Source organism: Sphingobacterium sp. SRCM116780 (genome assembly GCF_021442025.1).
In the GTDB taxonomy this organism is placed as follows: domain Bacteria; phylum Bacteroidota; class Bacteroidia; order Sphingobacteriales; family Sphingobacteriaceae; genus Sphingobacterium.
Window position 1 is genome coordinate 733,942 of the sequence record NZ_CP090446.1, and the last position, 12,942, is coordinate 746,883.

A 12,942-nucleotide genomic window follows, 5' to 3' on the forward strand; every position below is an offset into this window, starting at 1 on the left:
CGATGCGCATAGTGCTTTTTATACCGTTGATTTTTGTCCTGTTATCTTGTCAAAATCAGGATAAGAAAACGAGTATTGTGCATCGCATGCCATCAGGAATTGTTCAGGATACGACAAATATCGCTAAAGATACCTTAGCCATGATCTATGATTCCATTGCGTTTAGTGGAAAATTAGGATGGGTATTTTCGAAAAGTGAATTTGATGCTGTTTTTGGTCCTACGATCGATAGTAGTATCAGTGTATTTGATGATCCTCCTTGCAATGGAGGAGCCTTTGGAGAACCCAATGTTCCTACAGATAGCTTGGATCATTGGAAGAAAAATTGTCTTTATTTATATCAGAACGAAAGCAAATTTGAACAACGATTTGATTCTGTTGCGGTGGAGAATTTTAGATTTTCAGGAACGAGTTTTATTCGTTACAAAGGACATATTCTGAATAAAGAGACGACTGTTGACGATTTTGCTAAATTATTTCCGCATGTACCTATTGATTTATCCGATATGGATGTATATCAAGAAGGAACATTGCAGGTACTAAATATTCCTACCGGTATGCCACTTGATGATGGACATATCAAGATCTTCTTTAAAAATGGACACTTGTATATGATGCATTATTGGTCTCCATGTTGATTGAAGAAGTTCTAAGAGAGATGAAAAACAAAATTAGATTTCAAACATATTGCTATACTGTAAATCGTTTAGCATATTAGAAAGAATTACATGCTATGAAAGTACCCATTAAGATAATCAAAAATAGGTCGGATATTGGGGCTGGTACTCGAGGTTCAGATTTAGGAATCGATGCTATTGAAATTGCTGCTATTAACAAAGGGAGTCAATATTTTCATAAATATCCATTTGTTGATGTGCAGACACGCAATGATGCGGTTTATGATCGTCGACTTAATCCTTTTGCGAAAAGAATTAAACAGGTTTTAAAACAATGTAAAGAAGTGAGTGCAGTCGTGGAGGAAACCCTAGAAGATGGTCAATTTCCATTGGTTTTTTCAGGAGATCATTCTTCCGCCATCGGGACTATCGCTGGAATAAAATCAGCCTTTCCAAATAGAACATTAGGTGTAATTTGGATTGATGCGCATGCAGATATACATTCTCCTTTTACCACTCCATCAGGAAATTTACATGGAATGCCCTTGGCGGCAACCATGAATCAGGATAATCCATCTTGTGCTGTTAATGAGGTTGATGTGGAGACGGTTCATTATTGGGATAAGCTAAAAGCATTAGGAGGAGAAATTGGTAAGCTGACACCGAATCATTTAATTTACTTTGGTGTTCGAGATACAGAAGAGCCTGAGGATAGCTTGATTGATTCGTTAGGCATCAAAAACTATACGGTAGAAGAGGTGCGCGAAAAGGGGGTAGAAAACTGTGTAGAAGAGATGAATAAAAGACTTGCTGATTGTGATATGCTATATGTTTCCTTTGATGTGGATAGTATGGATAGCGAACTTATCTCAGATGGTACAGGTACGCCAGTCCCAAAAGGTTTTTATCCCTCGGAGGTTATTCTGTTACTTCAAAACATTTTGAGTTGTCACAAAGTGACCTGCTTTGAAGTGGTAGAGGTTAATCCGCTATTAGATAATAAAGGAAACAAAATGGCCGAAGTAGCCTTTGATATATTAGAAAAAGTCACCAAATCAATCGAAAAGATATACAGTAAAAGTATGTGACAATCTAAACTATAATTGTAGTCTTTAACGTTAAGTAGGGGATCACCAATGAACAATACCAAATATTTTTAGATAGATATAAAAAAAGATGAATAGTACCTATTCATCTTTTTTATGCTCTTTAATTGTTAATGTGCACGATCATCCACTTCGAATATGCCAAAGACATTATGATCAGTATCGATGAAATAGCCTTGGTAGCAACGTCCTGGTATTGCAAATTTTGGTAGGGCGACCTGACCACCATTTTTTATAATCTTTTCGGCTGTCTGATCAAAATTGTCAACTTCCATAGAGCAGGTAAACGCATTCGTCCCACAATGAGTAGGAGGAGTTTCCGCTGGGCGCTGTAGTAATCCACCCATCATTCCTTCAGTTTCTATGCGATAGTAAACAATAGGTAAGTTTTCATCTTTTGTAAATTTCCAACCAAAGATGTCTTGGTAGAACACCACTAATTTGGACGGTTCACTTGCTTGAATTTCAAAATAGACAACTGTATTTTTCATTATTGCATTTTTTTGTTTCCTTCAAAATGAATCATCCAAGCAATACCATATTTATCTTGAAAAGATGCATACAATTCTGCCCAAAATTGCTCTCCCAAAGGCATCTCAATATGTTGAGCCCCTACAGTAAGTTTTGCATATAAATTTTGAGCTTCTTCCGCTGTTTGGGTATCCAACATCAGATAAGCATTTGTACCTGCTGTTGCTTTGTGTCCAAAACCTTCGATACAATCAGATCCCATTAACATCACAGAATCGTTGATTTTAATTGCTGTATGCATGACTTTGTTTGCTGCATCTGCAGGTACTGGATAATTCGGATCAGCAGGCATATCACCGAAACGATGTGTTCCTAGTGAAGGCGTATTGAAAACAGACTGGTAAAATTCGAAAGCTTCTTCGCAATTACCATTAAAATTTAGATAAGCATGTAAAATAGCCATAATTCTTATTTTTATATTTAAGATAAATCAAATTTAAGGATTAGATTGACAACTCTATGTCAGTAGATAGTTCCAGTACGCATATTTTAGGATTAACAGTCGATTGACTGCTTATAAATGGTTTTTCATAAATTGTATATATGTTTTACTGATAAAAAATCTTTCTTCGCATATACCCCCTTAATAATAACTTCGATTGCGGTGATTTTGTTTTATGTATTTGATAATTTTTATTCTGATTGTATTTTGAGGGTTTTACGATGTGTTTATCAATAAAACAAACGATTGAATATTAAATTTTTAATAAAATTTAAAATAAATTATGAATTTCATTATTATTTGTTTTACTTTGTATCAATAGTTCAAACAAAAGATAAAAACGATAAAAAAATAATAATATGTGTGGTATCATTGGCGCATTTGATTTAAAGCAATCTGTAGAAGTCCTAAGACCTCAGGTTTTGGAAATGTCTAAACGTATTCGTCATCGCGGACCAGACTGGTCTGGTATTTTTAGTTCAGACAGTGCAATTTTAGCACATGAGCGTCTAGCGATTGTGGATCCAAAATCTGGAAGTCAACCTTTATATAGCCCTGATGGGAAAGTTGTGTTGGCTGTAAATGGAGAAATTTACAATCACCAAGAACTTCGAGACAGTCTTCCTCATTATAACTTTGCGACGCAATCTGACTCTGAAGTGGTATTGGCTTTATACTTAGAAAAAGGTCCTCAGTTTGTTGAAGAATTAAATGGTATTTTCGGTTTTGCATTATACGATTCGCGCAATGGTTCATTTTTTATAGCACGTGATCATATGGGTATTATTCCATTATATTATGGTTCGGATGCTAAGGGACAATTATTCGTGTCATCTGAATTAAAATCGTTAGAAGGATTTTGTACGACAATAGATCAATTTCCTCCAGGACATTATTTATATAGTGTAGAAAGTAAAGAGCCTCAGCGTTGGTATTCACGTGATTGGGAATCTTACGATCAAGTAAAAGATGCAGAGACGGATATTACAAAATTACGAGATGCTTTAGAAGCAGCTGTACATCGTCAATTGATGTCGGACGTACCCTATGGTGTATTATTATCAGGTGGTTTAGATTCATCTGTTATCGCAGCAATTACGAAAAAATTTGCTTCCAAGCGTATTGAATCTGGCGATGAAGAAGAAGCTTGGTATCCACAATTGCATTCTTTTGCTGTAGGCTTAAAAGGAGCACCTGATTTAATTGCTGCTCAAAAAGCTGCTGATCACATTGGTACTATTCATCACGAAATCAATTTTACTATTCAAGAAGGGCTTGATGCCATCCGAGATGTGATCTATCACTTAGAAACTTACGATGTCACGACCATACGTGCTTCTACACCGATGTATTTATTATCCCGAGTAATCAAGTCTATGGGAATTAAAATGGTGCTTTCAGGAGAAGGATCGGATGAATTGTTTGGTGGATATTTATATTTTCATAAAGCTCCAAATGCAAAGGAGTTTCACGAAGAAACCGTTCGGAAATTGAAGAAATTATATTTATATGATTGTTTACGCGCGAATAAATCACTGGCCGCTTGGGGAGTGGAGGGACGTGTTCCATTCTTGGATAAGGAATTTATGGATGTCGCGATGACCATCAATCCACAAGATAAAATGATCAAAGATGGTCGTATGGAAAAATGGGTTGTTCGTAAAGCCTTTGAAGATTATCTACCCGAAAGTATTGCTTGGAGACAAAAAGAGCAATTCTCAGACGGTGTGGGGTACAGTTGGATCGATACCTTAAAAGAGCAAGCTGAGCAAAAGGTATCCAATGCAGAGTTTGCTGCGGCTGCAACGCGTTTTCCAATCAATACACCTAAAAACAAGGAAGAATTTTTATACCGTACGATCTTTGAATCGCATTTTCCATCAGAGGCTGCTGCGAAAACAGTTCCTTCGGTTAAATCTGTTGCTTGTAGTACACCAGAAGCGTTATTATGGGATGCTTCATTCCAAAATTTAAATGATCCGTCTGGTAGAGCTGTGGCTGCAGTACATAATGACAGTTACGCGAAAAAAGAGGTGATTGCAAGTTAATATCAGTTCATATCATTCATAAAAAAAGACTCGTCCTAACAGACAAGTCTTTTTTTATGAAACTTTTATATGATCAGCTTTAATTTTCTGACCGAAAAATATTTCTGCCTTCGATTCAAAATCTCGAGGATCATCTGTTGTGAAAAATTGCATACTTCCGTTTTTAGAACTTTTGCTATCGATCTCCGGATGACGATCCAAATATGTTTTTAAGCTTTCAGCAACTAAAGGCCCTTGTGAAATGATATTGATATGCTCTGGGACAAATTGTTTGATTATTGGTAATAAAAGAGGGTAGTGGGTGCAAGCTAAAATAATGGTGTCGATATCTTGCGACTGTTCCAAAAGTTTATGAATGTCTTTTTCCACAAAGTATTTCGCTCCTTCAGTATCCATTTCATTATTTTCCACTAGCGGGACCCAAAAAGGACAGTCATGTTGAAAAACTTCAATCTCAGGATTGAATTTGTTGATTTCAATTTTATAAGATTCAGATTTTACAGTACCTGTTGTTGCAAGAATACCCACTTTATTGGAGGTCGTGAATGCTTTTACAATTTCTGTTGTAGGTCTAATAACACCCAATACTTTCTTTCCTGGAGGCAAGTCATGTTGTTGAATCGAGCGTAAAGCTTTTGCTGACGCTGTATTGCAGGCCAAGATGACGAGATTACAGCCTAAATCAAATAGTTTAAAAACACATTCTTTGGTGAACTCATATACAGCCTCGAATGATCGTGTACCATAAGGGACACGTGCATTGTCTCCCAAATAGATATAATCGTATTGTGGTAATTGTTTTTTAATCTCTTTGAATACCGATAAACCTCCGTATCCCGAATCAAATATCCCAATTGGACCAATTAATTGTTTTTCTTGCTCCATAAAAAAATGCTATAAGGATTCCTTATAGCATTTTTTTATGGCAATAGGGTATCCTATATTTGTTTAAGCAAAGATGGCTTTTCTTTATAAATTTTCCATTATTAACAATAAAATAAATACAAAAGTTACTTAAAATAGATTTAAATACAGATATTTGCAATTTATTTGTTGTAAGCGAAAATATTGTGCGTTAAAATCACGTATGTTTGCAACATTATGTTTTAAGAAAGTATAGCCAGTATTAATTCTTAGTATTAAAAAAAATAATTCAGCACTGAATGATACTTGGAATATTGTATTTTGATTAAATCACAAGAGACAATCTCGGTAAATTAAAGTTCACAAGATGTGAACAAAACGGATATTGATAAATCCATTGAAAAGATGGATTTTATAATTGCTCATCGAGTATCAGATTTAAAAAATATAAGAAAATTTATTAAAAAGAAAAATATTTAGAATTATAATCATATGAAAAAGTTGTTATTATTTATATGTGTGTCATTTAACTATTTGATAGCATTTGGACAATTAGAAGCTAATAATTTCATCGTTACTCCTGAAGGGCGTGTGAACTGGCAAAAGGTTTATGAAAATAAAGATGTGACATTTGATGATCTTGTAAATACTGTTCAATCAAATGTTAAATTTTCAGACATTCAAATAAAAGAAAATAAGATCACATTTTTAGGGACTGATATAAAAACTAATCCGTCAGAAGTGGGGTTTTCAAGGATGACCACATCATTTTATGCACTGGGAGAGATTAAAGCTTTTTTTACAATCGATTATAAAGAAGGCAGGTACAGAATAACAGCTGTAAATATTAGTAGTAATGTACCAGTGGTTAGTCTAAGTCGAATAAATACACAAGGTCTTGATTACGAACAAACTCCAATTGAGGAAAGTGTTGGTAATGGCAATGGTTTAAAGAAAGGTTTTATTAAAAAAGAGAGCTTAATCATGTCACATGCTATTGAATCGCAGTTTAAAATAGTTAAACAGACCGATGATAATTGGTAAAATATATATTAACTATATAAATGTTTTATGAGGGTAAAATCAACCCTCATAAAACTCATATAACTAAATCAATTTCAGTAAGTTAGGCTTTTCTTTATAAATTTTCCATATTAATTCTCCAAATAAAGTATTTTGCCAAGCAAACCATTTACGGGTGAATTTTTTAGGATCATCTTTATGAAAAGATTCGTGCATAAAACCTGTATCCGCATGTGTAGCGATCAACATTTTAACACAATGCACGATCTCCTGATCATTATTTGAGGTAAAGGCGCGCATCATAATGGACATTGGCCAGATGTAGTCACGTCCAATATGTGGGCCTCCAATTCCTTCACCAGCAGTACCCTTGAAGAAAAAAGGATTGTTTTCAGATAACACATATTGACGTGTTCTTTGGTAAATAGGATCTTCGACTTTAACGGCGTCCAAGTAAGGCAATGAAAGTAAGCTAGGGACATTGGCATCGTCCATCATTAAGAATGATCCAAAACCGTCTACTTCAAATGCATATACTTTTCCAAATTGAGGATGATCTATAATACCGTGTTTTTGAACAGCCTGTTCAACTTCAGTTGCTAAAGCTTCCATTTTACCAGCTAAAATCGCATTGTTTTTTACTTTTCGCAAAATCTCCGCTGATTGTCTTAAACTGACAACAGCAAAAAGATTGGATGGAATTAAGAATGAAAATACCGTCGAATCATCAGATGGTCGGAAACTAGAACAGATCAATCCTACAGGTTTAACGGGATATCCATAGCCATCCACCTGTAAGGTGTCGGATCCACGACCAGTTGTACGCATAAAATGATAAGGGCCTAAACTATCCTTACGTTGTTGCTCTACAAATGTTTTATAAATTTTTTCTTGCGCTGCTTCCCATTCCTCATTGAATGGAGTTCCATCATTCGTTTCTTTCCAATAATGATAAGCAAGTCTTATTGGATAGCATAGCGAATCAATCTCCCATTTACGTTCATGGATACCAGGTTTCATGTCGGTATGATCACTAAACCATTCTCCTTTTTTTGTTGGATCATTATAAAAAGCATTGGCATAGGGATCGATATTGATACACTTGCTTTGCTTATGTATTAACCCTGCTATTAAGTTTTTTAAATTTTTATCCTCTTTCATAAACGCCATGTATGGCCATACTTGAGCACTACTGTCCCGTAACCACATTGCATCAATATCTCCAGTAATGACATATGTATAATGACGATTGTTCTCGACATAAGGAAATACAGTAGTGTCTAAGGTATTTGGGAGACAGTTACCAAAAAGCCAAGCTAATTCTTTGTTGCTGGTCGCTTTACCAAACGTTGCAATAGCATTTTCGACAGCTTTACTCGAAAATAAACGTTTATCTGCTGGAATACGCACCGTCGGAAATGAAGTTTGCATCGTAGCAAAAGAGACTTTGCTTGCAAATAATCCTGCTCCTAATACAGCTGAATTTTGAATGAATGTTCTGCGTTTCATTTTTTAAATACAAAAAAGGTAATTTATTATCATACTGGTCTTCTATTACGGCAAGATAATAAAAAAACGTTGAAACCAAAAGCAAATACGTTTTAGCATAATTATTTTATTCTCTGCTAAAACAATTACTACAAAAAAAAGTGTTATTTTGTTTTTGGGAATAGATTTTGCTACTCCTTTTTGTTGTTTAAAAAAATCTCATGAAAGAAAAAGGTTCATTAAAATTTCTAGCATTGACAGGAGTATTTGCTCTGAGTATGTTAGGCGAAAACGAAGTAAGCGCTCAAATCAAATATCAACCCTATTCCTACCAGTTTTCTCAAAAAATGAATGACGTCTTGTATTCTCCCACCACGAGATTGCATACCTCTTCCAAACCATTTATCATTAAAGATGAATTATTGGTGAAGTTCGATTCTATACAAGCGAATCAGCCAGTGGCATCCGATAATTGGTTTATGCGAAAAATTTTTAATGAACATCTCATTGAAGTAGCAAAGGACGATTATACATTTTATGCGGATTTCTTACCCGATTTGACAATTGGTAAAGATGTGATGGGAGATAAGCGCAGGACTTGGATGAACTCCAGAGGCTTTCAAGCAGGAGCTACGATTGGGAATAAATTTACCTTCTATACAAGTGCGAGTGAAAATCAAGCCGTATTCCCACAGTATTTAGATGAATATATTAATAATGCTAGGGTCGTGCCAGGACAAGGAACAACGAAATTTCAAAGTGGAAATAAAAAGGATTGGATGAATGCAACGGCTAGTTTGACCTATGATTTTAGTAAGTATTTTCAAGCAACCGTAGCTTATGATAAAAACTTTATAGGAGATGGTTATCGATCGTTATTATTATCTGATTTCTCTTCCAATTATTCGCAATTAAAATTAACGGGTACGGTCGGGAATGTACAATATACTTCTGTATGGGCTTATATGAACGATCCAACCAATAAAAGATCGGATGATTTAGGAGAGACACAACGCTATGGGGATGGAAAGAAATGGGGTGTATTTCAATACATTGATTATAATGCAACAAACAGACTCTCTGTCGGATTTTTTCAAGCAATTACTTGGGCAAATTACGATGCCGCAGGAAAAAGAGGCTTTGATTTTTCATATATCAACCCCTTAATGTTTTTGCGTCCTGTAGAATCGAATAATTCGACTTCTCCTGATAAAATGTTTTTGGGATTGAATGCCAAATATAAAGTCCTAAAAAATGTAACCACCTATGGACAATTTCTGTTAGGGGAGTTCACAGCTAAGGAATTTTTTGCAGGAAATGGTTACGCACATAATAAATGGGGGGTACAATTGGGGATAAGAGGTTATGATATGTTTGATGTGAAAAACTTAAATTTCTTAGTGGAATATAATACCGTAAGACCATATACCTACGCCCATTTTGATTCAGGTTCTAATTATAGTAATAATGCAGAACCTCTAGCACATCCTTTAGGTGCTAATTTTAGAGAGGTTATAGGAATTGCGAATTATGCTTGGAAGCGATTTGATTTTTCAGCACAATTAAATTATAATCAAAAAGGTCTAGATCTTACTGATGGAAGCAATATGGGAGGGAATATCTTCGAATCTTATCGTACCATTCCGAATATGCATGGCAATTATATTGGACAAGGAATCAAGAGCCAAGTTGTTTATGCAGATGCCAAAGCTGCTTACGTGCTGAATCCTAAATATAACTTAAGATTTGAATTGGGGTATACCCAACGTTATCAAAAGATTCAGTATGATGAACCCATTTCTATGAAATCGGGCGTATTCTCTATTGGTCTTCGTTCAAGTTTTAGATCGTTGTACAGTGACTTTTAATAATTAATTGATATTTTAGCACAAATAAGCTTGATATGAAGAAAATATTAATCATCAATGGTCCTAATCTGAATTTATTAGGTGTACGAGAAAAATCAATTTATGGAGCACAAGATTTTGAGAGTTATTTTTCAACATTGAAAGCTGCTTATGAATCAGTAGCATTAAGCTATTATCAAAGTAATACCGAAGGATTTATTATTGATAAAATTCATGAGGTAGGTTTTGATTTTGATGGAATCATACTCAATGCAGGTGCTTACACGCATACTTCAGTCGCTATTGGCGACGCTATTGCTGCAGTAAATACTGCTGTTGTTGAGATACATATTTCAAATGTACATACCAGAGAAGAATTTAGACATCATTCCTTCTTGGCGAAAAACTGTGTCGGAGTCATCTGCGGTTTTGGCTTAGACAGTTATCGCTTGGGACTGGAAGCGCTTTTAGCACGTTCATAGTTTAAAATTGTATAGACATAAAAAATCCCAATGATTTGTCATTGGGATTTTTTTATGAAGTATTCGTTACTTTTTTAAATGAAGATCAAAATATTTTGCGATTTTCTCATACATATGAATGCGGTCTTTTCCAGAAACATTATGCTCATGTGTAGGGTATAGGAAATAATCAACCTGTTTACCTGCTTTGATGCAAGCTTCTACAAATTCCATACTGTTTTGTTGTACTACAACAGGATCTTGGGCACCATGGATAATCAATAAATCCCCTTTCAATTGATCCGCTTTATCAATTAAAGAGGTTAATTTGTAGCCTTCTGCGTTTTCTTGCGGCATATCCATATACCGTTCCCCATACATGACTTCGTAGTATTTCCAATCGATTACAGGGCCTCCAGCAACTGCCGCTTTAAAAATATCGTTATGATGAACCATGAATGAAGTGGTCATAAACCCTCCAAAGCTCCATCCAAAAATACCCATTTTTCCTTGATCAACAAATGATTTGGACTTTAAGTATTCGATACCTTTCATTTGGTCAGCCATTTCTGCTTGTCCCAATTGACGATGTGTTGCTGTTGAAAATGCACGACCTCGAGCATCAGTACCACGATTATCCATTGTGAAAACAATATAACCTTGCTGCGCCATATATAGATCAAAATATCCTGCAGCTCCTAGCCATTTATTCGAAACCAATTGTGAATGCGATCCTCCATATAGATAGTACATAACAGGATACTTTTTATTGGGATCAAAATCATTTGGATAAATGATACGACCTGTTAGAGGAGTAACGCCATCAGCAGAAGTTAATGTAATAAACTCTATTTTTGGTGGGTTTATCTTGCCTAAAAATGGATTTTCTGCGGTTATGACCTTATCAATTTTACCCGATTTTACTGCTTTTACTTGAACGACATTCGGCGTGGTCAAATTACTATACTGATCCAATACATAAGTACCATCACCATTCAGTTTAGCTTGATGGGTACCTGTATCCTGTGTTAATTGTGTCGTTTTGCCCGACTTTAGATCAACTTCAAACAATTGACGATCAAGGCCATTATTGGTTACACCGGTATAGGTAATTTTGTCGCCCTTGGAAGAAAAATCACCCAATTCATGTACAATAAGATTCTCATAACCTAATTTTTTGACTAATTTTCCATCGGTATCGTACAAATAAAGCTGATTAAAGCCTTCTTTGTCACTTTGATATAAAAATTGTTTAGGATTATTAGGTAAGAATACTAAATCTGTTTGTGGTTCTACCCATGTAGTTGCTGTTTCTTCAAACAATGTTTTGACAAGACTACCATCCTGTGCGCTATACTTGTTTAATTTTAAATGGTTCTGTTCACGATTTAACACACCCACATAAATAAATGCTCCTGAAGGATCCCAAGTTACTTGGGTTAAAAATTGTTCTTTGGATTCTCCTGTTGCCAATGTTATCTTTTGTCCATTTTTGGTGTCATAAATGACTAAAGTTACTTCTTCACTTTTCATTCCCGCCATAGGATAACGGATATCTTTAACAGAAGCCGTTCGTGTATCCCATTGTATTAAGGGGTATTTAGTCACCATCGTTTCGTCTTTACGATAGTACAATAATTTATCATTTTGACTATTCCACCACATCCCTTTTTTTATACCAAACTCTTGTCTATGGGTATAATCACTGCCATTCACGATGCCATCTGTTGTATCATCAGTAACTGTGATTAGCTTTCCATCCGCATTTTTAATATTGATATTATTACCAATTAAAAAGGCTACCTTACTATAATCACCTGCATATTCTTGATTTGTACCATTGACATCAGATGAAATAGCATGTGCTACAGTTTTATTTTTGATATCGTAAGCAATATAGTATTGGTTTTGTTTTGTGCTGAGCGTAAAATTAATGGTATTTGCATTTTCCCACTTATAATCTATAGGGAAGTAGGACAAATTAATTTGTTCGTTCGGTAGTTTTGTTTGCAAAGCAGTTTGTAAATCGGCTTTGCTCAATAATATTTGTTCTGACCAATTGGAAGAGGCCGTTTTTTGAACTAAATTTTGATAGCTTTTATCCAAATAGCTAAAATTGTTGCTGTTTGGAATCCAATTGCTATTCACTATGTTCGCTGGAGCATATGTGCGGGGGCCAAAGACTGTCTCTTCTATATTCAAGTTTCGCTGTCCATAGGCCATAGAACTTGCTAATAATAACAGTAGCGTGAGTTTTTTCATGCTTTATAAATTTTTAGTGCTTAAAATTATTGTTTTTCTTTTGATTATTTAGCAGATTTTTGCTAAAATAAAGATATTTTCTGTAAAATAAGATATTGTTTTTTGATGTAAAACAATATAATAGGTATGTTTTAATTTCAATTTTAAAACTATTTAGAATATAATTATTGTTTTTGTGGTATTAAATTTGGTAATTTTGCCGTTGTAAAATGGCTATAGTGAATAGCATAGTTATTAAATAAATTTTCAAATT

General features: G+C 34.8%; 11 protein-coding genes. 6 read left to right on the forward strand and 5 right to left on the reverse strand.

Features of this window, described 5'->3' with window-relative positions; genetic code table 11:
- The first annotated feature begins 2 nt into the window (after positions 1 to 2).
- Together LZQ00_RS03135 and LZQ00_RS03140 are read left to right on the forward strand one after the other, a co-directional pair.
- Positions 3 to 638, forward strand: a complete 636-nt coding sequence (locus LZQ00_RS03135; RefSeq protein WP_234511857.1) for a hypothetical protein — start codon at positions 3 to 5, stop codon at positions 636 to 638.
- A gap of 95 nt (positions 639 to 733) precedes the next feature.
- On the forward strand, positions 734 to 1,705 hold the full coding sequence (locus LZQ00_RS03140; RefSeq protein WP_234511858.1) for an arginase: 972 nt from the start codon (positions 734 to 736) through the stop codon (positions 1,703 to 1,705).
- A gap of 128 nt (positions 1,706 to 1,833) precedes the next feature.
- On the opposite strand, the gene LZQ00_RS03145 is transcribed toward LZQ00_RS03140, so the two are convergent.
- A complete protein-coding gene (locus LZQ00_RS03145) occupies positions 1,834 to 2,214 on the reverse strand; it encodes a VOC family protein (protein ID WP_234511860.1) in 381 nt (126 codons plus the stop codon).
- The gene (locus tag LZQ00_RS03150; RefSeq protein WP_234511862.1) at positions 2,214 to 2,657 is read right to left on the reverse strand and encodes a VOC family protein; all 444 of its coding nucleotides are present in this window, start codon (positions 2,655 to 2,657) and stop codon (positions 2,214 to 2,216) included. Before LZQ00_RS03150 ends, LZQ00_RS03145 begins: the two co-directional genes overlap by 1 nt.
- A 398-nt stretch (positions 2,658 to 3,055) precedes the next feature.
- Between LZQ00_RS03150 and asnB the strand changes: the two genes are divergently transcribed.
- Positions 3,056 to 4,744 (forward strand): asparagine synthase B, encoded by a 1,689-nt coding sequence (gene asnB / locus LZQ00_RS03155; RefSeq protein ID WP_234511864.1) that lies wholly within the window; start codon positions 3,056 to 3,058, stop codon positions 4,742 to 4,744.
- Between the two features lie 54 nt (positions 4,745 to 4,798).
- Here asnB and murI read toward each other — a convergent pair whose 3' ends face one another.
- On the reverse strand, positions 4,799 to 5,629 hold the full coding sequence (gene murI, locus LZQ00_RS03160; protein ID WP_234511866.1) for a glutamate racemase: 831 nt from the start codon (positions 5,627 to 5,629) through the stop codon (positions 4,799 to 4,801).
- 471 nt (positions 5,630 to 6,100) lie between these two features.
- Here murI and LZQ00_RS03165 point away from each other — a divergent pair, with 471 nt between their 5' ends.
- The gene (locus LZQ00_RS03165) at positions 6,101 to 6,652 is read left to right on the forward strand and encodes a hypothetical protein (protein WP_234511867.1); all 552 of its coding nucleotides are present in this window, start codon (positions 6,101 to 6,103) and stop codon (positions 6,650 to 6,652) included.
- Positions 6,653 to 6,715: 63 nt separating this feature from the next.
- Here LZQ00_RS03165 and LZQ00_RS03170 read toward each other — a convergent pair whose 3' ends face one another.
- On the reverse strand, positions 6,716 to 8,140 hold the full coding sequence (locus LZQ00_RS03170; RefSeq protein ID WP_234511869.1) for a glycoside hydrolase family 125 protein: 1,425 nt from the start codon (positions 8,138 to 8,140) through the stop codon (positions 6,716 to 6,718).
- Between the two features lie 200 nt (positions 8,141 to 8,340).
- Between LZQ00_RS03170 and LZQ00_RS03175 the strand changes: the two genes are divergently transcribed.
- The gene (locus tag LZQ00_RS03175; RefSeq protein WP_234511871.1) at positions 8,341 to 9,987 is read left to right on the forward strand and encodes a gliding motility protein RemB; all 1,647 of its coding nucleotides are present in this window, start codon (positions 8,341 to 8,343) and stop codon (positions 9,985 to 9,987) included.
- 35 nt (positions 9,988 to 10,022) lie between these two features.
- A complete protein-coding gene (gene aroQ / locus LZQ00_RS03180) occupies positions 10,023 to 10,448 on the forward strand; it encodes a type II 3-dehydroquinate dehydratase (RefSeq protein ID WP_234511873.1) in 426 nt (141 codons plus the stop codon).
- Positions 10,449 to 10,514: 66 nt separating this feature from the next.
- Here the strand turns inward: aroQ and LZQ00_RS03185 are convergent, their stop codons facing one another.
- Positions 10,515 to 12,689, reverse strand: coding sequence for a S9 family peptidase (locus LZQ00_RS03185; protein ID WP_234511875.1), 2,175 nt, complete (start codon positions 12,687 to 12,689; stop codon positions 10,515 to 10,517).
- Positions 12,690 to 12,942 lie beyond the last annotated feature (253 nt).